At 74.5% G+C, this 26758-nt stretch carries 24 protein-coding genes and 2 pseudogenes; 17 read left to right on the top strand and 9 right to left on the bottom strand.

All coding sequences use genetic code 11. The annotated features are described in order from the left end of the window. The first annotated feature begins 171 nt into the window (after nt 1–171). Both WIS52_RS26550 and WIS52_RS26545 read left to right on the top strand, forming a co-directional pair. On the top strand, nt 172–2748 hold the full coding sequence (locus WIS52_RS26550) for an FtsK/SpoIIIE family DNA translocase (protein ID WP_349301109.1): 2577 nt from the start codon (nt 172–174) through the stop codon (nt 2746–2748). Nucleotides 2749–2912: 164 nt separating this feature from the next. Next, the gene (locus WIS52_RS26545) at nt 2913–3785 is read left to right on the top strand and encodes a YceI family protein (protein ID WP_349301108.1); all 873 of its coding nucleotides are present in this window, start codon (nt 2913–2915) and stop codon (nt 3783–3785) included. A gap of 14 nt (nt 3786–3799) precedes the next feature. On the opposite strand, the gene WIS52_RS26540 is transcribed toward WIS52_RS26545, so the two are convergent. Next, complete coding sequence (locus WIS52_RS26540) at nt 3800–4273, bottom strand: tRNA (cytidine(34)-2'-O)-methyltransferase (RefSeq protein ID WP_349301107.1); 474 nt, start codon at nt 4271–4273, stop codon at nt 3800–3802. 434 nt (nt 4274–4707) lie between these two features. Between WIS52_RS26540 and WIS52_RS26535 the strand changes: the two genes are divergently transcribed. From WIS52_RS26535 to WIS52_RS26490, 10 genes are all read left to right on the top strand, one after another. Beyond that, nucleotides 4708–5775 (top strand): hypothetical protein, encoded by a 1068-nt coding sequence (locus WIS52_RS26535; protein WP_349301106.1) that lies wholly within the window; start codon nt 4708–4710, stop codon nt 5773–5775. Next, the gene (locus tag WIS52_RS26530) at nt 5768–7069 is read left to right on the top strand and encodes an SRPBCC family protein (RefSeq protein WP_349301105.1); all 1302 of its coding nucleotides are present in this window, start codon (nt 5768–5770) and stop codon (nt 7067–7069) included. Before WIS52_RS26535 ends, WIS52_RS26530 begins: the two co-directional genes overlap by 8 nt. Before the next feature lie 36 nt (nt 7070–7105). Beyond that, nucleotides 7106–7492 (top strand): gas vesicle protein GvpJ, encoded by a 387-nt coding sequence (gene gvpJ / locus WIS52_RS26525; RefSeq protein ID WP_349301104.1) that lies wholly within the window; start codon nt 7106–7108, stop codon nt 7490–7492. Beyond that, entirely contained in the window at nt 7489–8274 is a 786-nt protein-coding gene (locus WIS52_RS26520; RefSeq protein ID WP_349301103.1) for a GvpL/GvpF family gas vesicle protein, read from the top strand. Before gvpJ ends, WIS52_RS26520 begins: the two co-directional genes overlap by 4 nt. A 4-nt stretch (nt 8275–8278) precedes the next feature. After that, nucleotides 8279–8524 (top strand): gas vesicle protein GvpG, encoded by a 246-nt coding sequence (locus tag WIS52_RS26515; protein ID WP_349301102.1) that lies wholly within the window; start codon nt 8279–8281, stop codon nt 8522–8524. Between the two features lie 397 nt (nt 8525–8921). Further along, nucleotides 8922–9965, top strand: a complete 1044-nt coding sequence (gene gvpO / locus WIS52_RS26510) for a gas vesicle protein GvpO (protein ID WP_349301101.1) — start codon at nt 8922–8924, stop codon at nt 9963–9965. Nucleotides 9966–10035: 70 nt separating this feature from the next. Next, nucleotides 10036–10809 carry a gas vesicle protein gene (locus tag WIS52_RS31800; RefSeq protein ID WP_379610963.1) on the top strand — a complete coding sequence of 258 codons (774 nt, stop codon included), beginning with the start codon at nt 10036–10038 and terminating at the stop codon, nt 10807–10809. A gap of 4 nt (nt 10810–10813) precedes the next feature. Then, the gene (locus WIS52_RS26500) at nt 10814–11593 is read left to right on the top strand and encodes a GvpL/GvpF family gas vesicle protein (RefSeq protein ID WP_349301100.1); all 780 of its coding nucleotides are present in this window, start codon (nt 10814–10816) and stop codon (nt 11591–11593) included. Continuing rightward, nucleotides 11590–11841 carry a gas vesicle protein gene (locus WIS52_RS26495; RefSeq protein ID WP_349301099.1) on the top strand — a complete coding sequence of 84 codons (252 nt, stop codon included), beginning with the start codon at nt 11590–11592 and terminating at the stop codon, nt 11839–11841. Before WIS52_RS26500 ends, WIS52_RS26495 begins: the two co-directional genes overlap by 4 nt. 98 nt (nt 11842–11939) lie before the next feature. After that, nucleotides 11940–12173, top strand: a complete 234-nt coding sequence (locus tag WIS52_RS26490) for a gas vesicle protein K (RefSeq protein WP_349301126.1) — start codon at nt 11940–11942, stop codon at nt 12171–12173. Here the strand turns inward: WIS52_RS26490 and WIS52_RS26485 are convergent. Next, a complete protein-coding gene (locus tag WIS52_RS26485; RefSeq protein ID WP_349301098.1) occupies nt 12088–12471 on the bottom strand; it encodes a PadR family transcriptional regulator in 384 nt (127 codons plus the stop codon). The genes WIS52_RS26490 and WIS52_RS26485 overlap by 86 nt on opposite strands. Before the next feature lie 222 nt (nt 12472–12693). Here WIS52_RS26485 and WIS52_RS26480 point away from each other — a divergent pair, with 222 nt between their 5' ends. Further along, nucleotides 12694–13218 carry a hypothetical protein gene (locus WIS52_RS26480; protein WP_349301097.1) on the top strand — a complete coding sequence of 175 codons (525 nt, stop codon included), beginning with the start codon at nt 12694–12696 and terminating at the stop codon, nt 13216–13218. A 16-nt stretch (nt 13219–13234) separates the two neighbouring features. On the opposite strand, the gene WIS52_RS26475 is transcribed toward WIS52_RS26480, so the two are convergent. Both WIS52_RS26475 and WIS52_RS26470 read right to left on the bottom strand, forming a co-directional pair. Next, the gene (locus WIS52_RS26475; protein ID WP_349301096.1) at nt 13235–14041 is read right to left on the bottom strand and encodes an AraC family transcriptional regulator; all 807 of its coding nucleotides are present in this window, start codon (nt 14039–14041) and stop codon (nt 13235–13237) included. A gap of 17 nt (nt 14042–14058) precedes the next feature. Continuing rightward, nucleotides 14059–14586 carry an amino-acid N-acetyltransferase gene (locus WIS52_RS26470; protein ID WP_349301095.1) on the bottom strand — a complete coding sequence of 176 codons (528 nt, stop codon included), beginning with the start codon at nt 14584–14586 and terminating at the stop codon, nt 14059–14061. A gap of 59 nt (nt 14587–14645) precedes the next feature. On the opposite strand from WIS52_RS26470, the gene rimO reads away from it, so the two are divergent. The 4 genes from rimO to WIS52_RS26450 all read left to right on the top strand — a co-directional run bounded on the left by rimO (nt 14646) and on the right by WIS52_RS26450 (nt 18329). Further along, entirely contained in the window at nt 14646–16151 is a 1506-nt protein-coding gene (gene rimO, locus WIS52_RS26465) for a 30S ribosomal protein S12 methylthiotransferase RimO (protein ID WP_349301094.1), read from the top strand. Continuing rightward, entirely contained in the window at nt 16148–16795 is a 648-nt protein-coding gene (pgsA, locus tag WIS52_RS26460) for a CDP-diacylglycerol--glycerol-3-phosphate 3-phosphatidyltransferase (RefSeq protein ID WP_349301093.1), read from the top strand. Before rimO ends, pgsA begins: the two co-directional genes overlap by 4 nt. 120 nt (nt 16796–16915) lie before the next feature. Further along, nucleotides 16916–17287, top strand: coding sequence for a helix-turn-helix domain-containing protein (locus tag WIS52_RS26455; protein WP_349301092.1), 372 nt, complete (start codon nt 16916–16918; stop codon nt 17285–17287). 187 nt (nt 17288–17474) lie between these two features. Continuing rightward, nucleotides 17475–18329, top strand: a complete 855-nt coding sequence (locus WIS52_RS26450; RefSeq protein WP_349301091.1) for a PspA/IM30 family protein — start codon at nt 17475–17477, stop codon at nt 18327–18329. Nucleotides 18330–18621: 292 nt separating this feature from the next. Here the strand turns inward: WIS52_RS26450 and WIS52_RS26445 are convergent, their stop codons facing one another. The 5 genes and pseudogenes from WIS52_RS26445 to WIS52_RS26430 all read right to left on the bottom strand — a co-directional run. Continuing rightward, on the bottom strand, nt 18622–19494 hold the full coding sequence (locus WIS52_RS26445; protein WP_349301090.1) for a DNA-formamidopyrimidine glycosylase family protein: 873 nt from the start codon (nt 19492–19494) through the stop codon (nt 18622–18624). A gap of 288 nt (nt 19495–19782) precedes the next feature. Further along, on the bottom strand, nt 19783–20967 hold the full coding sequence (locus tag WIS52_RS26440; protein ID WP_349301089.1) for a glycosyltransferase family 39 protein: 1185 nt from the start codon (nt 20965–20967) through the stop codon (nt 19783–19785). Between the two features lie 277 nt (nt 20968–21244). Beyond that, nucleotides 21245–21628, bottom strand: coding sequence for a DoxX family protein (locus tag WIS52_RS26435; RefSeq protein WP_349301088.1), 384 nt, complete (start codon nt 21626–21628; stop codon nt 21245–21247). 284 nt (nt 21629–21912) lie between these two features. Further along, nucleotides 21913–22095, bottom strand: a pseudogene (locus tag WIS52_RS31795) (hypothetical protein); the annotation flags it as partial. Between the two features lie 204 nt (nt 22096–22299). Beyond that, nucleotides 22300–26751: pseudogene (locus WIS52_RS26430) on the bottom strand (ATP-dependent helicase); the annotation flags it as partial. Between the last annotated feature and the right edge of the window lie 7 nt (nt 26752–26758).

The raw sequence follows: 26758 nt of genomic DNA, 5'->3' as shown, positions 1-26758 counted from the left end.
CCAGGGCCGGCACCGATCGGTACCGACGTAGCGATCATGGTGGGCGGGCCGGGCCGCCACAGGGGGAGCGGGTACCGCTCCCCGGGCAGGAGCGGCCGGTGGCCGCGTGTGGCGTCGCCCGCGCCGCGTCGCTGACCGGTTCGATCTTGATCTCGGGCTACCGTGTGTGACATGGCGGGACGCACGGGCACGGGTAGGACCACCACGAGAGCGGCCACGGGCCGCGGCTCGGGGCGGTCCGGGTCGCGCGCGTCGTCGTCCCGCAAGCGACCCGCCGCCCGCCGGCCCTCGAAGCGCCAGGGCCCGGACCTGATCGACCGCGGGATCGACGCCGTCGGCCGCGGGGTCGCGAAGACGTTCCGGGCCTCCGGGCGCGCCGTCGGCCGGACCCGCGACATCGACCCCGCGCACCGCCGCGACGGGCTCGGCTTCGGCATGCTGGTGCTCGCCGTGATCGCCGCGGCCGGGCTGTGGTGGCAGGCCGGCGGCTCGGTCGGCTTCTACTTCACCTCCGCCATCCAGGCGGTGATGGGCGTCGCCGGGCTGTTGCTGCCGGTGATCCTGCTGGGGATCGGCGTCGTGCTCGTCACGACGCCGGCGCACCCGGAGGCCCGGCCGCGGATCGTGGCCGGGGCGCTGCTGCTCGCGCTCGGCGTGCTCGGCCTGGTGCACCTGGCCCGGGGCGGCCCCACCGAGCCGGAGGCCTGGCAGGGCGCCGGCGGGGCGATCGGCTACCTCGCCGGGACCCCGCTCGAGGCCGGGCTGACGGTGTGGACCGCGGTGCCGGTCCTCGTCCTGCTGACGCTGTACTCGGTGCTGCTGGTCACCGGCATCCCGGTCCGCGAGCTGCCGGACCGGTTCCGCCGGCTCACCGGTCAGCTGCCACCGGAGGACGACGAGGACGCCGAGGAGGACAAGCCCCGGACGGTCGCCGACGCGGTCGCCGAGAAGGAGGCCGCCGAGAACGGCGAGGAGGCCCCGAAACGCCGCCGGCCCTCCCGTCGTCGTCAGCAGTCGTCCGAGGCCGACGCGTTCCGGGTCGAGGAGGGCGAGCACGCGCCCGCCCCGGTGGACCCGTCCGTCGAAGGGGTCCCCGCCGCGCCGCCCGCGGCCGCCGCGGCGCCGCCGAAGAAGTTGCCGCGCAAGCCGGTCGTCGAGACCCCTCCCGCGGAGGAGGCGCCGCCCGCGCCGAGCGAGGGCGAGCAGCTCTCGATGGCGATCCGGGAGCCGGTCGGCGAGTCCGAGTACGTCCTGCCCCCGGCCGACACCCTCGAGTCCGGGCCACCGCCGAAGTCCCGCAGCTCCGCGAACGACGCGATGATCGAGGCGATCACCGGCGTCCTCGACCAGTTCAACATCGACGCCCAGGTCACCGGCTTCACCCGCGGCCCCACCGTCACCCGCTACGAGATCGAGCTCGGCCCCGCGGTGAAGGTCGAGAAGATCACCCAGCTGCAGCGCAACCTGGCCTACGCCGTCGCCAACGACAACGTCCGGCTGCTCGCCCCGATCCCGGGCAAGTCCGCGGTCGGCATCGAGGTGCCCAACACCGACCGGGAGATGGTCCGGCTCGGCGACGTGCTGCGGTCCAACAGCGCGCGCACCGAACAGCACCCGATGGGCATCGGGCTGGGCAAGGACATCGAGGGCCACTACCTGGTGGCGAACCTGGCGAAGATGCCGCACCTGCTGGTCGCGGGCTCCACCGGTTCCGGTAAGTCCAGCTTCGTCAACTCGATGCTGGTCTCGCTGCTGACCCGGGCCACCCCGGACGAGGTCCGGATGATCCTGATCGACCCGAAGATGGTCGAGCTGACCCCGTACGAGGGCATCCCGCACCTGATCACGCCCATCATCACCCAGCCGAAGAAGGCCGCCGCGGCGCTGGCCTGGCTGGTCGAGGAGATGGAGCAGCGCTACCAGGACATGCAGGCCAACCGGGTCCGGCACGTCGACGACTTCAACCGCAAGGTCCGCTCCGGCGAGATCACCGCGCCGCCCGGCTCCGAGCGGGTGTACCGGCCCTACCCGTACATCATGTGCATCGTCGACGAGCTCGCCGACCTCATGATGACCGCCCCGCGTGACGTCGAGGACGCGATCGTCCGGATCACCCAGAAGGCCCGTGCGGCCGGGATCCACCTGATCCTGGCGACCCAGCGGCCGTCGGTGGACGTCGTCACCGGTCTGATCAAGACGAACGTCCCGTCCAGACTGGCGTTCGCGACGTCGTCGCTGACCGACAGCCGCGTCATCCTCGACCAGCCCGGCGCCGAGAAGCTGATCGGCATGGGCGACTCGCTGTACCTGCCGATGGGCGCGGGCAAGCCGGTCCGGATGCAGGGCGCGTTCGTCGACGACGACGAGATCTCCAAGGTCGTCGCGTTCACCAAGGAGCAGGCCGAGCCCAGCTACACCGAGGGCGTCACCGCGCAGAAGGCCGGCGAGGCGAAGGAGATCGACGCCGACATCGGCGACGACCTCGACCTGCTGCTGCAGGCCGCCGAGCTGATCGTGACCTCGCAGTTCGGGTCGACGTCGATGCTGCAGCGCAAGCTCCGCGTCGGGTTCGCGAAGGCGGGCCGGCTGATGGACCTGCTGGAGACCCGGCACATCGTCGGGCCCTCGGAGGGATCGAAGGCGCGCGACGTCCTGGTGAAGCCGGACGAGCTGGAGGGCGCGCTGCACCTGATCCGCGGCGGGGGCACCGCCGACGGGCGCGAGGTCGACGACGACGGCGACGGGTGACCCTCCGTAGCGGGGTCCGGCGGTCCTCACTCGAAAGCGTGTGACTGACGCCTAGTGTGACCGTCGTCGGTCTGCGTGGGCTCAACGCGATCGTCATCGCCGTGGCACAGTGATCCACGGGCGACCGCACGGTGGCCTGCCGCGCCCACGAGGAGGACCCCCCGGTGTTCTGGAGGAAGAAGGACCGTCGTCGTCCGGCCCGGCATGCGGACCGGCACGCCCTGGTCCCGATTCCGCTGACCGGCGGAGTGCTCTCCGGGCAGGTCCGCGACGACCGCGGCGACGCGCTCCCGGACGCCCAGGTCTCGGTGTTCGACTCCGGGGACCGGCGTGCCGTGCATCTCGCGACCGACCCCTTCGGCCGGTTCACCGCCTCGCTGAGCCCGGGGCGCTACCGGGTGCGGGCCGAGGCCGGCGGCTACCAGCAGGTGTCCGACTCGGTCGAGGTCGCCTGGGGCTCCCACTCCGACATGGGCATGCTCGTGCTCGGCGAGGACCCGGCCTCCCACCCGCCCGCGCCGGGCCTGTTCGTGATCGACTCCGACCACTCCTCGGTGCGCTTCGTCGCACGCCACATCGGACTGTCCAAGGTGTATGGACGGTTCAACCGGTTCCACGGCCGGATCCGGATCGCGGAGCCCTTCGAGGAGTCCTCGGTGGACGTCGTGATCGACGCCGCGAGCGTCGACACCAACGTCGAGGCCCGGGACACCCACCTGCGTTCCGCCGACTTCCTCGACGTCGAGCGCTACCCGGAGCTGCGGTTCTCCAGCGTCCGCTTCGTCCAGCACGGCGGGAACCGGTGGACCGTCGACGGGGACCTCTCCCTGCACGGCCTGACCAGCGACGTCTCGCTGGACACCACGTTCCTCGGAGCCGCGGAGTGGAACGGCGACCGGATCGGCGCCGTCGCGACCACCCTGCTGCACCGCGAGCACTACACGCTGAACTGGCAGCAGACGATCGCCAAGGGACTCCCCGTCGTCGGCTCGACGATCGAGATCCAGCTCGACGTGCAGGCGATCCGGCAGGGGTAGGGCGCCTCCGGCACTCACGAGCACGTAGTGCCGAAGTCGTGCTGGCGCCAGGCCTCGTAGACCGCGACCGCGGCGGCGTTCGCGAGGTTCAGCGACCGGTTCGACGGGCGCATCGGTAGCCGGACCCGGCCGGTCACCCAGGGGGCGTGCGCCACCTCGGCGGGCAGCCCGGTCGACTCCCGGCCGAACAGGAGTACGTCGCCGGCCCGGTAGGCGACGTCGGTGTGCCGCGCGGTCCCGTCCGGGGTGAAGGCGTACACCCGGGCATCCCGCTCCGTCACCCAGGACGCGAAGGCCGCCCCCGACTCGTGCACCACGACCTCGGCGAGGTCCCGGTAGTCCAGCCCGGCCCGGCGCACCGCGCGCTCGCCGAGCGAGAACCCGAGCGGGCGCACCAGGTGCAGCTCCACCCCGGTGTTGGCCGCCAGCCGGATCGCGTTGCCGGTGTTCGGCGGGATCTCCGGGGTGTGCAGGACGAGGCGGAACACGACCGCGAGTATCGCCGCGCGCACGGCGGGGGCCCGTCCGGCCCGCCGGCCGGTGACCGTTCGGCGATCGGCCGACGGGCGTGTCGATAGTCCGGGCGGGCGGTCCGGCCCGGCACGTCGGGCGCCCATCGGCGTCAGGTGGACCGCCGCCCGGGCCGGTCGGGTGGGCCATTCGATGAAGTAACGCTGAGGCACATGATCCAGTTCAGGTTTATGCTCCCCTGAACGGCCGAATTCCAATTCTCGAACGGCCTATGCGGCATGGTCCGAATAGTTCCGATCTTCATGAGATCGACGGTCGCCACTGATCCTCTTCTGTGTTCGCAGCGCAGGACGGATCGGTTCACCGTGTGACAGAGTGCTTTTCAGACAGTGGGCAACGGCGTTCGCTCGCGCGGACTCCGCGGCGGTCGCAGGGGAGGAGACCCGACGAGATGAGCAACGCCTCCAAGATCGGAATGGCCGTCCTGGGCGGCTATGTCCTGGGGAGAACCAAGAAAGCAAAACTCGCGATCATGCTCGGGGGGGCACTGGCGGGACGGAAGCTCAATCTGAGTCCCGGCGGGCTGCTCGCGCAGGGGTCCAAGGTCGTGGCCGGCTCGCCCGAGCTGTCCCGGCTGTCGGACGCGGTACGCGGGCGGCTGCTGGACGCGGGCAGGCAGGCCGCGGTCGCGGCGGCGAGCAACCGGCTGGAGTCGCTGACCGACTCACTGGTGCACCGGGTGGAGAACATCGGCAAACCGGTCGAGCAGGTCGCCGGCGCCGCCGGGGACGCCGCCGGTGCCGGGGTGGAGAAGGCGGGGGACACCGCGGGCGCGGTGGTCGAGGGCGCCGGCGGAGCGGCCGGGAAGGCCACCGACACCGCGGCCGGTGCCACCGAGGCGGTGGGCGAGGCCGCGGGAGACGCGGCCGGACCGGCCGGTGGTGCGGTGCGCGGTGCGACCCGCGGCGCCGGGTCGGCCGTCCGCGGTGCCGGGAAGGCCACCTCCGGAGCGACCGGCAAGGTACGCCGGTCGCGGTCGAAGGACGCGGCGGAGTACGAGGCGGACGAGGCCGCGGAGACGGAGGAGACCACCGCCGAGTCGGCCGAGGAGCAGGCACCGCGTCGTCGTCGTACGGCCGCGAGCTCGTCGGGCGGGTCCGGTTCGAGCCGCTCCTCCCGGGCGACGAAGAGCTCGGGCAGCGGGTCCCGCAGCTCGGGCGGGTCGCGCAGTGGCAGCGGATCGCGCAGCTCCACGACGTCGTCCCGCTCGTCCGGCACCTCGCGGCGCAGCGCGGCCTCGGAGTCCTCGGAGTCCTCGGGCTCGTCGTCGTCGGGCTCGTCGTCGAACGGCACCGGTGACTCGGCCGCCGCCCGGCGGAGCACCCGCTCGGGTGCGAGCACGCGCAGCAGCGCGTCGAAGTCGACCAACGGGTCCTCGGGCACCGCCCGCTCGAACCGGTCCACCGGTTCCGGACGCCGCTCGTCGAGCAGCGGGTCGGGAGCGCGCAGCGATGGCTGAGGGGGAGCAGGACAGCGGTTCCGGAGGCGGATCGTCGCTGCTCGACCAGCTCCCCACCGACCAGCTGATGCAGGCCGGGCAGCGTCTGCTGAAGACGGCGGCCGACCGGGCCGTCGAGGCGGCACTGTCCCAGGTGGAGGGGCTGGCCGACCGACTCACCGGCGTCGCCGAGAACGGCGGCGTCGGACTACAGGCCGCCCTCAACGGGGGACGCGAAGCGGCGGAAGGAGGCAGTCCGGTGACGGGAGCGCTGAAGGGTGGCCTGTCGGCCGTCAAGGACAAGGTGATGGGGGCTGTCGGCCTCGGCGGCGGCGACTCCGAGGAGGGTTCCGGCGACGGCGGCGGTTCCGGCGGCGGTGCGGGCGGCGGGGGCCGCGGCAAGTTCAAGTTCATGAACATCGTCGAGGAGGTCGACGTCGGCGTCCCGATCCGGGTCGCCTACGACCAGTGGACGCAGTTCGCGGACTTTCCGACCTTCATGAAGAAAGTGTCGTCCGTCGAGCAGGAATCGGACGAGAAGACGGAATGGCGCGCCCAGGTCTTCTGGTCGAAACGCACCTGGACGGCGACGATCCTGGAACAGATTCCGGACACCCACATCGTCTGGCGCTCATCGGGTGCGAAGGGGTACGTCAACGGGATCGTCTCGTTCCACGAGCTCGCGCCGAATCTGACCAGGGTGCTGCTGGTGCTCGAGTACTACCCGATCGGGCTGTTCGAGAAGACCGGCAACCTCTGGCGTGCCGTCGGCCGGCGGGCGCGGCTGGAGTTCAAGCACTACCGCCGGCACGTGATGGTCCAGACGCTGCTGGAGCAGGACGAGCTCGAGGGCTGGCGCGGGGAGATCCGCGACAGCGAGGTCGTCAAGACCCACGAGGAGGCGATGGAGGAGGAGCGTCGCGCCGCGGAGGGCGAGGACGGCGACTACGACTCCGACGCCGAGTACGAGGAGTACGACGAGGACGTCGCCGACGAGGACGAGGACGCCGACGAGGACGACCTCGACGAGGCCGACGAGGACGAGATCGACGACGAGTACGACGACTACGACGAGGCCGACGACATCGAGGACGTCGATGACGAGGCCGACGACGAGATCGACGACTCCGAGGACGAGGACTACGACGTCGACGCCGAGGAGGAGGACTACGACGACGAACCGGACGCCGAGTACGACGACGAGCCCGCCGACGAGTCCGTCGACGACGAGGCCGACGACGTCGAGGAGGAGCCGGACGAGCGCCCCGCGCGACGGGGATCGAGGCGACGGGCCCGGGCGGGATCGAGTGCCTGACCGGACCGCGACCGAAGCCGACGGGGGAGGTACCCGGTGACAGTCAGCCAGCGCCAGGGCGGGAGCAGGGTCGATCGGGCACCGCTGGGCGACCTCGCCCAGGTGATCGATCTGATCCTGGACAAAGGCCTCGTCATCGACGTCTTCGTGAAGGTCTCGCTGGTCGGGATCGAGCTCGTGACGATCGACGCCCGCATCGTCGTCGCCAGCGTCGACACCTACCTGCGGTTCGCCGAGGCCACCAACCGGCTCGACCTGCACCAGAAGGGCGGCAAGGACCTCGGGCAGGTGGTCAGCGGCATGACCGAGGGCGCCACGCACGGCGGGTCGAAGGGGGCGACCAAAGGAGTGATCGAGGCCGGCAAGGAGAAGTACGACGACTTCAAGTCCGAACGCCGGCAGAAGCAGGGACGGGACAAGTGAGCGGGCAGAACGGCAGTGCGGTCTACGTCTACGCCGTCGTCGCGGCCGACACCGATCTGCCGGAGGGGCTCGACCCGGTCGGTGACGGTGCCGAGCTCGTCGTGATCGACCACGGCGAGCTCGGGGCGGTCGTCAGCGACATCGGCCTGGACCGGCCGCTCGGCAAGCGGGACGACCTGCTCCGCCACGAGCGCGTCGTGAACACCCTCGCCCGCGAGACCACCGTGCTGCCCATGCAGTTCGGCGGTGTCGTGTCCGACGACCAGGCCGTCGTCGACGAGCTGCTCGGCGAGAACCACGACTACTTCGCGTGGGCGCTGCGGCAGCTCGAGGGGTGCCGGCAGTTCGTGGTGCAGGGCCGTTACGACGCCGACGAGCTGGTCGGCCAGATCGTGGCGGACGATCCCCGGTTGTCCGAGCTGAGCGAGTCGATCCGTGGCGCCGATCCGGACGCCACCTACTACGAGCGGATCCGGCTGGGCGAGGCGATCTCGGGGCAGGTGGAGCGGATCCGGGGCGACGACGCGGTGCACGCCCGCCGCGCGCTGGAACCGTTCGCGGTGGCCGTCGCGACCAAGGACGTGGTGGAGGAGGACGGCGCGGTCAACGTGTCCGTGCTCGTGCACCGGGACCGGGTGAGCGACTTCGAGCAGGCCGTGGACGCGCTGGGGGACGAGTGGGCGGACCGGGTGAACCTGCGCCTGATCGGTCCGGTCGCGCCGTACGACTTCCTGCCCGAGCCCGTCGACCCCGAGTCCGTCGAGACCGGAGCGGAGGGCTGAACGGATGGGGCTGATCACCGGGCTGCTGGGCCTGCCGCTGGCGCCCGTGCGGGGCGTCGTCTGGGTGGGCGAGCAGCTGAGGGACCAGGCGCACGCGCGCCTGTACGACCCGGCGGCCGTCCGACGCCAGATCGACGAGGTGGAGCGCGCCTACACGCGCGGCGAGATCACCGAGGCCGAGCGCGACGAGCAGCAGGAGATCCTGCTGGAACGGCTGGTCGAGGGTCCGGGGGCCGGCGGCGGTGGCTGAACCGGCCGAGCCGTCGGACAGCGGCCGGTCGTCCGGCGACCGGCCACGGCGCCGCCGGGCCGGAGAGCGGCGTGACCGCGGTACGGACGATCCGCCGCGTCGCCGGGACCGTGACTCCCGCCCGTCGGACCCGGACCACGGAGACGACCGCGCGGAGAGTCCGCGACGGCGCCGGCGCGATCCGGAGCAGGCCGGCGAGCGTCCGCGCCGGACCCGCGCTGCGGGCGAGGGCCGTCCGGCGCGTTCCGCGGATGCGCCGCGTCGCCGGGCCCGGCCGGCGGGGGACACCGACGACGAGGCACCCACCCGCCGGCGCCGGACGACCGGTGACGCCGACGCCGAGGCACCGGTCCGCCGGCGCCGGGCACGGACGGGGGAGTCCGAGGACGGGGCACCCGTGCGCCGTCGCCGGGCGCGGCCGGCGGGGGAGTCCGAGGACGGGGCGCCCGCCCGCCGGCGCCCGGCGCGACCGGCGGGAGGTGCCGAGGACGAGGCGCCGGCCCGCCGGGCACGGCCCGCGGGGGACGCCGACGACGGGCCCGCCCGCCGGCGCCGGGACGCGGGCCGGGCGGGGTCGGCGCCGTCGCGGCGCCGGCGCGAGGAGCCGGACCAGGGCGCCTCGCGCGGGACCCGGCGGCCGGGCCGGGAGGACGGTCCCGGACGCCGTCGGCGGCCGCGCCGGGAGGACTCGGCGGCGGACGAGCGCGCGGCACCGGCCGAGGAGCCGGAGGAGGTCGAGGAGCGGGACGACGTCGTGGACGGCGAGGTGGACGAGGAGCTCGCGGACACGGATGACGGAGCGGAGGCGGACGAGGACGCGGACGTGCCGGAGGACGTCGACGAGGTCGACGACACCGATGAACCCGAGGACCTGGACGAACCCGAGGACCTGGACGAGCCCGAGAACGTGGACGAGCCCGAGGACGACGATCAGATCGACGATGTCGACGAGCCGGAGGACGACGAGGAGCACGACGGGATCGACGAGTCCGAGGCCGAGGCCGACGGCGAATCCGAGGACGTCCGCGAGACCGACGATCAGGCAGGGGCCGACGACGAGGACCCGCCCGACGACGAGCCCGTCGACGGTCCCGCGGACGCAGACGAGCCGGAGGACGAGCGCCCCGCGGCGGGCGACCGTGGCGGCCCGGAGCGGAACGGGCAGGCCGACGAGCCGCCCCGCCGCAGGCTGGGCGCCCGCGTCGTCGCACGGTCGGCGGTCGAGCAGGTCGTGGAGATGACCGGCAAGTCGCCGGAGGGCGTCACCTTCGTGACCCGTCAGGACGACGGCTGGCTGGTCGGGGTCGAGGTCGTCGAGACCGAGCGGATCCCGGACTCCTCCGACGTCCTCGCCGTCTACGAGGCGGAGCTGGACACCGACGCCGAGCTCCTCTCCTACCGCCGGGTGCGCCGCTACCCGCGCGGCCGGGGGGACGACTGACCGCGCGCGACGCACGAGCACGACGGCCGGGGAACCGGCCGGCACCGACGAGCAGGACGGAAGTGAACCGATGAGCGAGACCGTCCGCTGGGGCAGCCCCGGGTCGGCCCCGCAGCGCTCCGGCCGCCAGGAACAGCAGTCCGGCACCGACCTCGCCGACATTCTCGAGCGGGTGCTGGACAAGGGGATCGTCATCGCCGGTGACATCCAGATCAACCTGCTCGACATCGAGCTGCTGACCATCAAGATCCGTCTGGTGGTCGCGTCGGTCGACCGGGCGAAGGAGATGGGCATCGACTGGTGGGAGCGTGATCCGACGCTCTCGGCCGGTCATCGCGACCTGGAGGACGAGAACGCCCGGCTGCGGGAACGCCTGGAGCGGCTGGAGCGCGGCGCGCTGCCGGCCGACGGGGACGGCGCCGGAGCCGGGGACGAACCGGACGACCAGGTCTCGGACCCGGTCGGGGCTTCGATCGACGACGCCGCCGCGCAGGCGGACGACCTCGATGACCTCGACGACTCCGACGACTCCGACGACCTCGACGAGGAGATCGCCGACGAGGAGGAGATCGACGACGGGGCCGACGACGTCGACGAGGTCATCGACGAGGAAGCCGACGACGCCGCCGAGGAGGGAACCCCACCCGACGAGCCCGACCCCGAGGCCACCGGGCCCGACGGCCCGGGTGACGAGGACACCGTCGCGCGCCCCCGCGCTCGTCGCACCGCTCGCGGCAGGCAGGAAGGGGGCGGCACCCCGCGGTCCGGGGAACGGACCCGTGCCGCCCCGGCCCGCCGCCGCTCCGGCGGCAACGGGCCCCGATCCCGCCGTCAGGAGGGCTGATCACATGCCCGACACGACCACCGTCACGACCACCTACGTCTATGCCGTCGGCGAGGACCCGCCGCCCGACGTGCCCGACGACCTCACCGGCGTCGCCGGTGGGTCGGTCCGCCTCGTCCGCGAGGCGGGGCTCTGGGCCGCCGTCGGCGGCGTGCCGGAGGACGACTTCGCCGAGGACGCGATCGCCACGCGGCTGGAGGACCTGTCCTGGCTGGCCGCCACCGCGCGTGCCCACCACCACGTCGTCGACGAGATGGGGCGCCGCGCCGTCGTCGCGCCCCTGGCGCTGGCGACGGTCTACCGCGGCGACGGGCGGGTGCGGCAGACCCTCGCCGAGCGGGCCGCCGACTTCGTGGAACTGCTCGGGCGGTTCCGGGGGCGTGCCGAGTGGGGGGTGAAGGTCTGGGCCGCGGAGCGCGCACCGGAGAAGCCGCCCGCTCGGGCCGCCTCGGGCACCGAGTACCTGCGCCGGCGACGGTCCGCGCTGGACCGGACGTCCCGGGACGAGAGCGCCGACCACGCCGGTGCCGAGGAACTGCACCGCGCCGCCGCGGGTGTGGCGGTCGCCGCCCGACGGCACCGGCTGCACGCCCCGGCGCTCACCGGGCGTCCGGAACGCATGGTGCTGAACGGCGCCTATCTGGTCGAGGACGCCGACCGGGACCGGTGGCGGGCCGCGCTCGCCGAGGCGTCCGGCGACGACCGGCTCTCGGTCGAGATCACCGGCCCGTGGGTGCCGTACTCGTTCGTCTCGCCCGACCCACCGGCCGGGGAGGTCACGTGAGCGAGGTGCGGGAGACCGACCGCGGTGCGGACCCGTTGCCCGCGCTCGCCCAGCGGGAGATCGCGCTGGTCGACCTGCTCGACCGGTTGCTGGCCGGGGGCGTCGTGCTGGTCGGCGACGTGACCGTGTCGCTGGCCGGGGTCGACCTGATCCGGATCTCGCTGCGCGCGCTGATCACCTCGATCTCGCCGGTGGAGCCGGCGAGCGGCCGGGTCACGCTGCCCGGACAGGACGAGGGGGCGTCGTGATCGAGGACGCCGATCGGGGGACGGGCGCCGACTTCGGCGGCCTGAACAGGGACGCGGGCCGCGTCGAGATCGACAAGGACGCGGTGCGGCGGGACCTGATGAAGCTGGTCCTCACGATCGTCGAGCTGCTCCGCCAGCTGATGGAACGGCAGGTGCTGCGCCGGGTCGACCAGGGTGACCTCGACGACGACCAGGTCGAGGACCTCGGCACGGCACTGATGCAGCTGGAGGAGGCGATGGACGAGCTCACCGAGCAGTTCGGCCTGACCCCCGACGACCTGAACCTCGAGCTCGGCCCGCTCGGCCCGTTGCTCCCGCGGCACCGTCCATGACCGGGACGTCGTCGCCGAGCACCGCGCGCACCAGCCGGGCCTGCGCGGCGAACTCCCGTACCCGCGAGCGCAGCACCCGCTCGCCGGAGTCGGTGAGCTGGTACACCCGCCGTCCGGACCGGCGCACCAGCCGGTTGCGCTCCAGCCGGTGCAGGGCCGGGTACAGCGAGCCGGTGGAGATGACCTGCCGCCCGGCGCGGTCGTTGACCGCGTGCATCACCGCGGCGCCGTCCCCCGGCTCGTCCCGCACGGCCCCGAGCAACAGCAGGTCCAGCATCGACCGGTCGCGTACACGCATGGCGGGCGCCTCCTCCCTCGTCGGGGGCGTCCGGCGGGAGTACCCGCGACGGGGTGTCCCGTACCGGGGCCGTGCCGGAACGACTCCCGCCGAGATACGTCCCAGCGGGCCACAGAGATCGACACAGCCCGCTGAGACGTATCTCGGCGGGGATTCGCGGCCGGGACGCGCCGCGAGGGCGTGCGGCGGGCACCGGATCCGCCACGACCGGGAGGAGCGACGATGACCACAGCCACCGCACCCGACGACCACGCCCACCGCCGCAGCCGTCCCACCGCATCGGCCCGGTCCCGGCGTGACGCCTCCGAGGCCCCGGCCCCGCGGAACTCCGGCGACCGGCCCTCGGGAGGCGCCGCGGGTGCTCCGGCCACGCAGGGCGACGCAGGCGAGCCACTCGACCGGCTGAAGGCCGCGGGCGAGCGGGTTCTGGTCGCGCTGGTGAACAAGATGGCCGAGCTCGCGCTGGAGAAGGTCGACGACCTCGCCTCCTCGCTGGAGGAGGTCGCGGCCAACGGCGGGGTCGGGCTCAGCGCCGCCCTGGGCGCGGGCAAGGCGATGGCCGCCGGGAAGAGCCCGCTGTGGGGGGCGCTCAAGGGCGGCTTCTCGGCCCTGGGTGACCTGGCGAAGGCCCTGGTCGTCGTGGTGCTGGCGCTCTCGCCGGTGCTGCTGGTCGTGGCCCTGGTGGTGCTGGTCGTGGCGCTGCTGGTCTGGGCGATCATCGCCGCGATCCGGGCGGCGACCGACTGACCGGGTTGTCGGGCGGTCAGCCCGGACGCTCGGCCAGCCAGCCACCGGCCGTCGTCCCGGCGAGGTCGCGGAAGTCCCGGGCCAGATGCTGCTGGTCGGCGTAGCCGCACAGCGCAGCGACCTCGGCGATCGAGGCCCGGCGCGGGGAGCGCAGCACCGCACAGGCCCGCTCGAACCGGATCACCCGTGCCGCGCCCTTGGTGGACAGCCCGGTCTCCCGGCGCATCCGCTCGCCCAGGTGCCGGGCCGACCAGCCGACGTCGCCGGCCAGCTCGGCGACCCGCACGGTGCCGCCGGTGCGCACCAGCTCGTCCCACGCCCGGCCCACCTCCGGCGGCGGTGCGCCGTCCGGTTCCCGGGCGGCCGCGGCCCGGCACAGCTCGGCGTCGAGCAGCGCGCACCGCTCCCGCCAGGTCGGCGCGGCGTGCAGCCGGTCGAGCAGCGTCCCGACCCCGGGCAGCAGCTCACCGAGGTCGACGACGTCGCCGGCAAGCTCGGCGGCAGGCGCACCGAACAGCGCCCGGGCGCCCCGCCAGGTCAGTGCCAGCTGCATCCCGGCCTGCGCCGCGCCGGTGGTGAGCACGGCCGGGGCGTCGTGCAGGCCGGCCGCGGATGCCACGAACCTGCCGGACCCGCGGGCCGGGTCCGGCTTGCGGACCAGCTCGACGTCGCCGTCCAGGCACAGCACGACGGTCAGGTGTCCGCTCGACACGCCCTGGTGCGTGCCCGGGGTGGTCGCCGGCGTCCGCCAGCACCAGATCTCGCTGACCAGCGGGCGCAGGGCGGCCGACGGTCGCCACCGCCAGGCTCCGAATCCCGCCATCGGCCCAGGGTAGGGAGCTACAGCGTGAGCAGCATCCGGACGTTGCCCAGGGTGTTCGGCTTGACGTGCGCGAGGTCGAGGAACTCGGCCACCCCGGCGTCGTAGGACCGCAGCATCGCCGCGAACACCTCGGACGAGACCGGGGTGCCGTCGATCTCGGCGAACCCGTGCCGGGCGAAGAACTGCTTCTCGAAGGTCAGCACGAACAGCCGGGACAGCCCGAGCTCGCGGGCGCCGTCGATCAGCGCGCCGACGATCCGGTGGCCCACCCCCCGGCCGAGGACGGAGGGGGACACCGCGACCGTGCGGATCTCGCCGAGGTCCTCCCAGAGCACGTGCAGCGCACCGCAGCCGACGACCCGCCCGTCGAGCTCGGCGACGAGGAACTCGGGGACCGCCTCGTAGAGGGTGACCGTCTCCTTGGCGAGCAGCACCCGGCCCGCGTACTCGTCGACCAGCTCGCGGATCACCCGGACGTCGGGGGTGCGGGCCCGGCGGACGCGCACCTCGGACGCCGCCTGCGTGTCATGGGCGAGATCGGCCACGACGGGCGAGCTTAGACGGCCGCGCCGGTCGGCCGGTGCACGCCGTCTACCCTGGGAGCGTGTCATCCCCCGACGGAGCCCCCAGGCGGGCCGCGCTGCTCACGCTGGGTTGCGCGCGCAACGAGGTCGACTCCGAGGAGCTCGCCGGCCGGCTGGCCGGGTCGGGCTGGGAGCTCGTCGACGCCGAGGACGGCGCGCCGGACGTGATCGTCGTCAACACCTGCGGGTTCGTCGAGCAGGCGAAGAAGGACTCGATCGACACCGTCCTGGCGGCCTCGGACGTCGCGCGCCCGGCCGGCGCGAAGGTCGTCGCGGTCGGCTGCCTCGCCGAGCGCTACGGCGCCGAGCTCGCCGCCGACCTGCCCGAGGCCGACGCGGTGCTCGGTTTCGACGCCTACCCCGAACTCGCCGAACGCCTCGGCGACGTCCTCGGCGGGCACGCGCCCGCCCCGCACACCCCCACCGACCGGCGGCTGCTGCTGCCGATCTCCCCGGTCGAGCGGCCCGCCGCCACCGCGGACGTGTCGGTGCCCGGCCACGACTGGGTGCCGGACCTGGCGGGCATCGCCCGCACCCGGCTCGCGAAGGGCCCGGTCGCGTCGCTGAAGCTGGCCTCGGGCTGCGACCGGCGCTGCGCGTTCTGCGCGATCCCGTCGTTCCGCGGCAGCTTCGTGTCCCGCCCGCCCGCCGACGTGCTCGGTGAGGCCGCCTGGCTGGTCACCGACGGGGTGCGCGAGCTGGTGCTGGTCAGCGAGAACTCGACGTCGTACGGCAAGGACCTGCCCGGTGGGACCCGCGCGCTGGTCGACCTGCTGCCCCGGCTCGGCGCGATCGACGGCGTCTCCCGGGTCCGGGTGTCCTACCTGCAGCCGGCGGAGATGCGCCCGGACCTGCTGCGCGCGATCGCGACGACGCCGGGCATCGCGCCCTACTTCGACCTGTCCTTCCAGCACGCCAGCGCATCCGTGCTGCGCCGGATGCGCCGCTTCGGCTCGCGCACCGACTTCCTGGACCTGTGCGAGCGGATCCGGGCGCTGGCCCCGGAGGCCGGGATCCGGTCGAACGTGATCGTCGGGTTCCCCGGCGAGACCGAGGACGACCTCGCCGAGCTGGAGGCGTTCCTGGTCGGCGCCCGGCTCGACGCCGTCGGGGTGTTCGGCTACTCCGACGAGGACGGCACCGAGGCCGAGGGCTACGACGGCAAGCTCGACCCGGCCGAGGTCGCGGCCCGGGTCGCCCGGATCTCCGAGCTGGCCGACGAGCTCATGACCCAGCGGGCCGAGGAACGGATCGGCACCGAGGTCGTCGTGCTGGTGGAACGCAACGACGACTCCGACGGCGACGTCGAGGTGGTCGGCCGGGCCGCCCACCAGGGCCCGGACGCCGACGGCGAGTGCTACCTCACCGCCGCCGCCGACGGTGGGCCGGAGCCCGGATCGCTCGTCCCGGGCGACCTCGTGCGCGCCCGGGTGCTCGACTCCGAGGGTGTCGACCTGCTGGTCGAGACCCTCGAACGACTCCCGGCAGGGTCGCCGGCCGACGTCGCGTCGGTGCCGGTCGGATGAGTTCGTCCCAGCCGGCCGGCGGCACCGTGCCGGTCGGCGGCGGCGAGGTGCCGCTGCTGAACATCGCGAACGTGCTGACCGTGCTGCGGCTGGTCATGGTGCCGGTGTTCGTGGCCGCGCTGTTCGCCGGGGACGGGCAGGACGTCTTCTGGCGCACGACGGCGTTCCTGGTGTTCGTCCTCGCCGCCCTCACCGACCGCCTCGACGGGCAGCTGGCCCGCAGCCGGGGCCTGGTCACCTGGTTCGGCGCGCTCGCCGACCCGATCGCGGACAAGGCGCTGACCGGCGCGGCGCTGGTCGGGCTGTCGATGCTCGGACTGGTGCCGTGGTGGGTGACCGTGGTGATCCTCGGCCGCGAGCTCGGCATCACCGTCCTGCGCTTCGTGGTGATCCGGCGCGGGGTGATCGCGGCCAGCCGCGGCGGCAAGGCCAAGACGGTCGCGCAGACCGTGGCGATCGCGCTGATCCTGTTCCCGCTCCCGTTGCTGCTCCCCGGCTGGCTCGGCGCCGTCGTCGTGCTGCAGTGGACCGCGCTGGTGATCGCACTGGTCCTCACCGTCGTCACCGGCATCGACTACGTGGTCAAGGCGGTCCGGGCGGGCGCGAACCCGGCGCCGGATGGATCCGGGGCCGTCGAGCGTTGACGCGTGCGGGTGGTGTTCGCCGTCAGCGGACACCGACACCGCCATCGGAAGCGCCGATCCGCACCGGGAGTCGGTACGGTGATCGGACCGGCACTGCCCGGGACGACCTGAGGAGGGCACATGCTGCTGCGGGAAGCGATCGGCAGCGCGCTGCGACGGGCGCGGACCGCGCGCCGCCGCACGCTGCGCGACATCTCGCGCGGTGCCCGGGTCAGCCTGGGGTACCTCTCCGAGGTCGAGCGCGGCCGCAAGGAGCCCTCCAGCGAGCTGCTGGCCGCGATCTGCGAGGCCCTCGGGATCACCGTCGCCGACCTGCTCTCGGCCGTCGTCGTCGACCTGGCCGGGGGCGAGACGGCGGGTGCGCTGCGGACCCGGGACGACGTGCTCGTCCCGCTGGGGCAGCGGCACGCCGAGCTGCGGCTCGCCGGGCGCCCCGGCGCTCTGCTGGCCGCCCCCGCGACGTCCGGCGGGCCGGTCGCCTCCGCTGCGTGACGATGTCGGTGATCCGCGCCGCCCGCCCAGGTTCGTCACGGTAGGGTGCGCGCATACCGGGGACGGTGTCACGATGGAGTGGGCGCCGGGCGCTGACCACGGGGGGTACACGGGGTCGGCCGGACCCGGTGCGCCCGCGGTCGCGGGCCCCATCGTGAGCGAGCGCAGGCGGAGGTAGGCGGAGAAGATGGCCAACGGATTCACCAAGGCCTGGAGCTACCTGATGGCCCTGTTCTCGTCGAAGGTCGACGAGTACGCGGACCCGAAGGTACAGATCCAGCAGGCCATCGAGGACGCCCAGCGGCAGCACCAGCAGCTGTCCCAGCAGGCCGCGGCCGTGATCGGCAACCAGCGTCAGCTGGAGATGAAGCTGAACCGGCAGCTGGGCGAGATCGAGAAGCTGCAGTCGTCGGCGAAGCAGGCACTGGTCCTCGCGGACCAGGCGCGCGCGCAGGGCGACGAGCAGAAGGCCCAGCAGTACGAGCAGTCGGCGCAGTCGTTCGCCACCCAGCTCGTGACGGCCGAGCAGGGCGTCGAGGACCTCAAGACGCTGCACGACCAGTCGATCGGCGCCGCCGAGCAGGCCAAGAAGGCCGTGGAGCGGAACTCGATGGTGCTCCAGCAGAAGATCGCCGAGCGGACGAAGCTGCTCAGCCAGCTCGAGCAGGCCAAGATGCAGGAGCAGGCCGCGAAGTCGCTGCAGCAGATGAGCGAGCTGTCCGCGCCGCGCAACGCGCCGTCGCTGGACGAGGTCCGCGACAAGATCGAGAAGCGGTACGCGAACGCCCTGGGTTCGGCCGAGCTGGCGCAGAACTCGGTGCAGGGCCGGATGCTGGAGGTCCAGCAGTCGACCACCGACATGGCGGGCGCGTCCCGGCTCGACCAGATCCGGGCGTCGATGTCCGGCGCGCCGATCGCCGGGGGGCAGCAGGCGCCGCAGGTCGGGCAGGGGGAGCCGAGCACGCAGCAGCTGCCGTCGAACCCGGCCCCGGCCCAGCAGCAGGCGCCGCAGCAGAACCAGCAGCAGCCCGGCACCGCCTGAGCGCTTTCCGCCACCGACGCCGTCGCACCCCTCGTGGGTGCGGCGGCGTTCGTGTGTCCGGGCCGGGCCCGGCCCGGCCCCGCGGCGCCGACGTCGCACCCCTGCGGGTTTCCCGCACCCTGACTACCGAGGTCACACCGGCCACAGCCGGTGCGGGGACGGCGCCGGGGTGCGGGACCGGCGAGTCGCACCCCGACGAGGATCCCGCACCGGCTGCGGCCCGGCTGCGGTCGGTGTGAGGACACTCCGGGCGGTGCGGGCCGGCGGACACACGGCGCCCCCGGCCCGGTGATCAGGCCCGGCCGGTCCCGGCGGGCGGGCGTCCGGGCGCGCCGCGGCGCGGACCGGTGTTGCGACGCTGCGGACGCGGGGCGGGGCCCTGCTGGCAGCGCGGGCACCAGTAGGTGACCCGGGCCCGTGGCGCCTCGCCCTGCTCGGCGGTCCGGATCCGGGTCCCGCAGCGCCGGCAGGGCCGTCCGGCGCGCTCGAACACCCAGTGCGCCTCGCCCGGGGCGAGCGACCCGGTCGTCGTCTGCTCGGGCCGGTCCTTGTTCGACGACAGCAACCGCCGGGACAGCGCGATCACGCCCGGAACGTCGGTGAGGTCGCGCACCGGCACCCACGGAGTGAGGCCGAGCAGGAAGCAGATGTCGTTGCGGTACAGGTTGCCCAGGCCGGCCATCACCCGCTGTTCGAGCAGCACCAGGCCCAGCTCGTGCTCGCGGCGCGCGGTGAACCGGCGCAACGCCTCGGCGTCGTGGTCCGCGCCCCACGCCGGGTCGAGCAGGTCCGGCCCGAGGTGCCCGACAAGGGTGTGCTCGTCGGCGGTGGGCAGCAGCTCCAGGTCGTGCAGCGCGAACCCGACGGCGACGCGGTCCTCGGTCTCCAGCACCGCGCGAGCCTCGTGTGCGACCCGGCGCCACCGCATGCCCGGCCGGTAGAGGTGCCAGGCGCCGTCCATCCGGAAGTGGCTGTGCAGGCTGCGGCCGTCGTCGAAGCGGGTGAACAGGTGCTTGCCGACCGGAGCGACGCCGGTGACGGTCAGCCCTGCCAGGTCGTGCTCGACGAGCCGGGGGTGGCGCAGCTCGCCGCGGACGAGCGCGTGCCCGGCCAGCGCGGCGTCGAGCCGCTTGCCGGCCAGGTACACGGTGTCTCCCTCGGGCACGCCGTCGAACCTACCCCCGGGTCAGCCGACCGACAGTCCGCGCAGCTCCGGCCAGGCCTGCGACCACGGCCGGTCGAGGCCCTCGCCGACCCAGACGGGGGCGTCGTCCGGGCCGGCCGGGCGCAGCCCGGAGATCACCGGCGCCAGTGCCGACGGGTCCTCACCGACGAAGACGACGACGTCGTGGTCGTCCGGCGGCGGGTCGAGGTAGCCGTAGCTGCGGTTGCCGCTGTACGCGGGGGGCAGCCCGAGCGCGGAATCGGCGGTGTCGAGGAAGGCGGCCCAGATCTAGGACTGGCCATAGACCACGGCCCGGGCCCGCTCCTCGGGCGGCAGCTCCCGCAGCACCCGTGCGACGGCAGCGGCCGTCCGGTCCTGCACCTCCGGCGACGAGATCGTCGCGGAGAACGGGACGAACGCGGCGGCGACGACGACCGACAGCACGGCGCCGGGCCAGGCCGCCCACGACAGCCGCCGCCGGCCCGCCTCGCGCCGGTGCTGGAAGCCGACCGCGCCGAGCGCGGCCAGGGCGCCGTGCATCCCGTCGAGGTAGTAGAAGCGCCCGGCGCTCACCACCACCAGCCCCCACATCACGACGAAGGTCAGCGCGAGGAAGCGGTAGGGCCGCAGCCGCTGGTCGGTCACCGTCCACACCAGACCGGCGAGGAGCAGCACCGTCCCCAGCACGCCGCTCAGCACGACCAGCCCGACCGCCACGCCCGGGCGGCCGCCGGCGAGCGCGTCCGCCTCGGACGCGGCGATCGCACCCATCTGCAGCTGCGGCCAGTCGCGGGTGGCCTGCCAGGCCAGCGTCGGCGCGGCGATCAGGGCCCCGATCAGCGTGGCCCACCAGAACGCCGGACGGCGCAGGATCTCCCGCGGGCCCGTGACGGCGATCGCGAGCAGCAGGACGGCCGCGAACCCGATCACCTGGAACTTGGTCAGGGCCGCGATGCCGAGCACCGGCCCGACCGCGAGCAGGAGCCGGTCGTCGCGCAGCCGGATCCACCGCACCAGCAGCCAGACGATCAGCAGCCAGCCCACCGGTTCGAGGGTGTAGGGGGTGAGCCAGTGCCCGGTGAGGGTCGACCAGATGCCGGTGGCGGCCGCCAGCGCGGTGAGCGTCTGCGCGCGACGGTCGCCGGCCAGCTCGCGGGCGATCAGCGCGGCGACCAGCACCGCCGCGGCGGTGGCCAGGGACGGCACGATCCGGAGCACCGGGAGCGAGCCCGGGACGAGCGTGTCGGCCAGCCAGGCCGTCGCCGGGGCCAGTGGAGGCTGGTCGGCCGAGCCCCAGTCGAGGTGGTTGCGCCCGAGGGCGAGCATCAGCGCCTCGTCGAACCAGTAGCCACGCGCCAGCGCCCCCGCCACCAGGTGCACCACCGCGACGACGGCCGTGACCAGGCCGACCGGCCACCGGGCGAGCGGGGGCACGGCGGTCCGGTCGTGGGCCGGTGCACGGACCGGGATCATGGGAGCCCCTCGGGTCGTCGATGCCCCGCCGGGCGGCGCGGACGGCGATCATTCCACCCCGATCCGCTGCGGCACCGCAGTCCGCGGAAGAGGTCCGACGGGTCGACTTTCGTCGACTCCCGGTCGCGGTCCGGTGCATGGCGTCGTCCCGGTCGCGGCTACGTCCTGTCCGGACGGTGGCGGTACGCGCCGGGCATCTCGCACGGCGACCCGGACGACCGCGACGACGCCGTCGTCCTCGTCGTCGTCGCCGGGGGAGCGCTACGCGACCGGGGCGTCAGCGCGTGCGGTCCGGGCGCGCGACGCGCAGCGCCCACCAGATCAGCGGGACCTGCAGCGGGAGCCGTCCCCAGGCGATCGCGCGGTACACGGTCGCCTTGCGGTTCCAGCGCAGCGCCATCGACACGTTCGCCGGGAACACCGCCGCGAACAGCGCGGCCGCGGCCCAGCCGCCGGCCCGGCGGGTGCGCGGGTGCGCGACCGCCGCAGCCACCGCGCCCTCGGCCGCCCCGGACAGGTAGGTCCAGGTACGCGGAGATCCGGGCAGGCTGCGCGGCACGATCGTGTCGAACGGCTCGGGCCGCACGACGTGCAGGACGGCGGCGGTACCGAGCAGCCCGGCGAGGGCGTACGCGGCGCGGTCCGGTGCTCGGCGCTTCACGCCGGTGATCGTTGCAGCAACCGCCGCGTCCGACCTGTCGAGGGGCACAGCAGGGTGGTGGCGCGAAGATCGGACAGCCCTGGTGTGCCCGCCGAACGGGACTGCCCTCAGGCGCGTAGTCGCAGGCCCTTCGGGGTCACCCGGAATCCGGCCTCGGTCAGTACCTCGGACAGCTCGCCCGCCAGCGAGTCCTGCCCGTCCGTGCGCTCGACGGCCAGCGCCCCGAGCCAGCCCTCGTGCACCGCGCCGGCGAGGGCCTCGGCGCCCGCGCGGAGCTCGTCGCGGTCGGTGGTGAACGACAGCAGCGACTTCCCGCCCCGCTCGACGTAGAGCGCCGGGGCGCCGTCGACGAGCGTGACGAGCGCGCCGGCCTTCCGTCCGGGCCGGTGCTTCGTCTCGCCGACGGTGCCCGGCCACGGCAGTGCGGCACCGTAGGGCTGTGCCGGGTCGGCCGCGGCGAGCACGACGCGGGACAGCGACCGCCACGCGTCCTGGTGCCCGGTCCGGGGGCCGTACCCGGCGCCGCCGTCGAACTCGTCGTGCCGGCCGGCGCCGGCCCCGGGGAACATCCCGGGCCGACGCAGGTCCTCGGGGACGTCATCGGGGTCGTAGCCGTCGCCGCCGTACCCACCGGCCGCCGGGCCGCTGTCCGCGGTGCCGGCGTCCGGTGCCGTGTCGCCGGCCGCTCCGGTGTTCCCGGGCGCGGCGTTCTCCGGCGGGCCGCCGCCGGTCGCGCCGCGCGGCCCGGGGCCGTCCGGACCGGCCATCGCCCGCACCCGGTCGATCGCCCCGGGCACCGCGAACTGCGCCGCCCCCAGCCCCTCGACGACGTACCCCCGCCGGCACCGGCCGGACTCCTCCATCGCCCGCAGCACCTTGTAGACCGCGGCGAACCCGCCGGTCACCCGCTCGGTGCCGAGCGCGCCCCGGGTCAGCACGCCGTGCCGTTCCAGGAACGCCTCGGCGGTCGCGTGCGCCCGCCGGGTCGGATCCGGCTCGCGGGGCACGGCCACCGACCAGCGCCCGCCCACCGACGGCGGCCCGGACCGCGACGGAATCGACGGGCGCCCGGCGCGCAGCTGGGCGTAGCGCCCGCGCGGTGCCCGCCGCCCGGACCGGTGCGCGCCGGCCTGCCGCCCGGCGGCCCCGCGCCTGTTCCCGCCACCCCCGAGCCGGGCTCGCAGCGGGCCGAGGGTGTCGTTGGTCAGAGCGCCTGCCCACACCAGGTCCCACATCGCAGCCACGACGTCGTCGTCGCCGGGGGCGGGCTCGTCGCGTTCCTTGAGCAGCACCCCGGCCCGGGTGGCGAGCTCGCGGAAGAACAGCGCGCCGCTGCCGGAGAGCACGTCCGGGTCGGCGGACTCGGGGTCGGTCAGCGCGGCCGGATCGCTCAGCCCGAGCGCGGCCAGCACGGCACCGTGCAGCGGCGTGCCGGCGGTGTCGAGGTCCGGCGCGGGCAGCAGCAGGTCGGCGACGTCGGTGGGCGCCAGCGCCAGCCAGCCGTCCTGCCCGGCCAGCGCCCCGCAGCCGACCCAGGTCACCTCCCCGGCCGCGGTCAGCTCGTCGAGCAGCGCCGGGGTGTAGCCGGGCAGCCGGGCGGGCAGGACCAGCGACTCGACCGCGCTCGCGGGCAGCGGGGCCCCGGCGAGCTGCTCGACCACGCCGAGCACGTCCTCGGCGCCCGGCGCCCGCCGCACCCGGCCGCGCCGCTCGCCGCCGGAGCGCACCTGCACCCCCTGCCAGGCGGGCAGGAACCGGCCCAGCGCCCGCTGCTCGACCGGCTCGACCTCCTGACGCAGCCTCGCCAGCGACGCGCGCCGCAGCCGGCGCAGCACCTCGGCGTCGCAGTACTCGATCTCGTTGTGCGAGCCGGCCGGTACCGCGGCCTGCGGGCGCAGCTCGCCCTTGACCAGCCGCCCGGTGCCGGTCAGCCGCTCCAGCACCCCGGCGACGACCGCGACGCCCAGCCCGAACCGGGCCGCGCACTCGGCCGCGGTGAACGGGCCGTGCGTGCGGGCGTAGCGCAGCACCAGGTCGCCCAGCGGGTCGGGCACCGGCTCGGTGAACGCCTCGGGTACCCCGACCGGCAGCGCGGCGCCGAGCGCGTCCCGGATCCGGCCGGCGTCCTCGATCGCGACGAACCGTTCCTCGCCGGCGATCCGCACCCGCAGCGCGCGCCGGTCCCGTTCCAGCCCGGCCAGCCAGGCCGGGTCCACCCCGCGGGCCCGGCCGTCGGCCTCGGACAGGTCGCCGACGAACCGCAGCAGGTCTGCGGCGCCCTCGGCGTCCCGGGCGTGCCGGTCCGGCGCGGTGCGCTGCAGCGCCCCCTCGACCTCGGCGAGCACCTCCGGGTCGAGCAGCTCGCGGATGGCCTCCGAGCCGAGCAGCTCGGAGAGCAGGGTCGAGTCGAGCGACAGCGCGGCCGCGCGCCGTTCGGCCAGCGGGGCGTCGGCTTCGTAGAGGAACATCCCGACGTAGCCGAACAGCAGGCTGCGGGCGAACGGTGAGGGCTGGCCGGACTCGACCTCGACGACCTTGACCTTGCGCGAGCCGACGTCGCTCATCAGCTCGCGCAGGCCGGGCAGGTCGTAGACGTCCTGCACGCACTCGCGCATCGCTTCGAGGGTGATCGGGAACTGCTCGAACTTCCCGGCCACCGAGAGCAGCTGTGCGGACTTCTGACGTTGCTGCCAGAGCGGGCTGCGCCGGCGTGGGTCCCGGCGGGGGAGCAGCAGGGCACGCGCCGCGCACTCCCGGAACCGGGAGGCGTAGAGCGCCGAGTTGCCGAGCTCGGCGACCACGATCTGCTCGATCTCGCCGGGGTCGAGCAGCACGTCCTCGGCGCTCGGGACGACCTCGGAGCCGGAGTCGTCGACGGCGTCGGGCAGCCGCAGCACGATGCCGTCGTCCGCGCCGGACGCGCTGACCTCCACCCCGCGCCGCTCCCGCATCCGGGCCGCGATCGCCAGCGCCCACGGCCCGTTGACCTGCGCGCCGAACGGCGAGTGCACCACGAGCCGCCAGTCGCCCAGCTCGTCGCGGAACCGCTCGACCAGGATCGTGCGGTCGCTGGGCACGTGCCGGGTCGACTCGCGCTGCTCGCGCAGGTAGGACAGCAGGTTGTCGCGGGCCCACTCGTCGAGCCCGGCCGCGGCGGCCCGCTCGTGCGCCGCGGCGTCGGCCAGACCGGACATCTCGCGGACGAACGCCCCGACGGCCCGGCCCAGCTCCAGCGGCCGCCCGATGGACTCGCCCTTCCAGAACGGCATCCGGGCCGGCACCCCCGGCGCCGGGGTGACGACGACCCGGTCGTGGGTGATGTCCTCGACCCGCCACGACGACGTCCCGAGCAGGAACGTGTCCCCGACCCGGGACTCGTAGACCATCTCCTCGTCGAGCTCCCCGACCCGGGACCCGGCGCCGTCCGCGCCGCCCGGGGTCATCACGGTGAACAGCCCGCGGTCCGGGATGGTGCCGCCGGAGGTGACCGCCAGCCGTTGCGCGCCGGGCCGGCCGCGCAGCTCGTCGGTGACCCGGTCCCAGGTGATCCGGGCCCGCAGCTCGCCGAACTCCTCCGAGGGGTAGCGCCCGGCGAGCATGTCGAGCACCGAGTGCAGCGCCGAGTCCGGCAGCGCGGCGAACGGGGCCGCGCGGCGCAGCGTCGCCGCCAGGTCGGACAGCGTCCACGGCTCCATCGCGACCATCGCGACGATCTGCTGGGCCAGCACGTCGAGCGGGTTGCGCGGGTAGCGGGTCGACTCGATCTGCGCGCTCGCCATCCGCTCGGCGACCACCGCGCAGGACACCAGGTCACCGCGGTACTTCGGGAAGACCACGCCCTCGGACACCGCGCCCACCTGGTGGCCGGCGCGACCCACCCGCTGCAGCCCCGAGGCGACCGACGGCGGCGCCTCGACCTGAACCACCAGGTCGACCGCCCCCATGTCGATGCCCAGCTCCAGGCTGGAGGTGGCGACGACGCAGGGCAGCACGCCGGACTTGAGCTCCTCCTCGACCAGGGTCCGCTGGTCGCGGGACATCGAACCGTGGTGGGCCTTCGCCACGGTGGGCGCGGCGCCGCCGCCGACACCGGACTGCCCCACCGCCTCGGCCGGGAACGCCGTGTCCGGGTGGGTGTCGTCGTCGGCGGTCTCGGATTCCGCCGCCTCCTGCTCGGCCGCCAGCTCGTTGAGCCGCGAGGTCAGCCGCTCGGCGAGGCGGCGCGAGTTGGAGAACACGATGGTCGAGCGGTGCTCGCGGACCAGCCCGAGCAGCCGCTCCTCGACCGCCGGCCAGATCGAGGGCTTCTGCGCCGTCCCCGCCGCCGAGCCGACGACCTCCTCGTCGGTGCCGCCCGGCGCCGGCCGCTCGTCGAGCGCGGCCAGGTCGGGGACCGGGACCTGGACCTCGACCCGGATCGTCTTCGGCGTCGCCGGCTGGACGACCTCGACCGGCCGGGTGCCGGACAGGAACGTCGACACCTCGTCGACCGGCCGGACCGTCGCCGACAGCCCGATCCGCTGCGGCGAGGTCTCGGTGATCTCCTCCAGCCGTTCCAGGGACACCGCGAGGTGGGCGCCGCGCTTGGTGCCGGCGACCGCGTGCACCTCGTCGAGGATGATCGTGCGGACCCCGCGCAGCGACTCCCGGGCGGCCGAGGTGAGCAGCAGGAACAGCGACTCGGGCGTGGTCACCAGCACGTCCGGAGGGGTGCGGGCGAACTGGCGCCGCTCGTCGGCGGGCGTGTCCCCGGTGCGGGTGCCGACGGTGATGTCCGGGACCGGGGCGCCGAGCCGCTGCGCCGCCTGCCGGATCCCGGTCAGCGGCGAGCGCAGGTTGCGCTGCACGTCGACCGCGAGGGCCTTGAGCGGCGAGACGTAGAGCACCCGGCAGCGGTGCTTCGGCTCCTCCGGGGCCGGTTCGGCGGACAGCCGGTCCAGCGCCCACAGGAACGCCGCGAGGGTCTTGCCGGAACCGGTGGGCGCGACGACCAGGGCGTTGCGCCCCTGCTGGGCCGCGGTCCACGCGCCCTCCTGGGCCGCGGTGGGCGCGGCGAACGCCCCCTCGAACCACTGGCGGGTGGCGGGGGAGAAGCCCTCGAGTGCGCTCACGCCGACCATCATGCGGCCG

This window comes from Pseudonocardia nematodicida, from assembly GCF_040105385.1.
Lineage (GTDB): Bacteria > Actinomycetota > Actinomycetes > Mycobacteriales > Pseudonocardiaceae > Pseudonocardia > Pseudonocardia nematodicida.
Note: the sequence above shows the minus strand (reverse complement) of the source record. Positions and strands in the feature narration are given on the sequence as shown.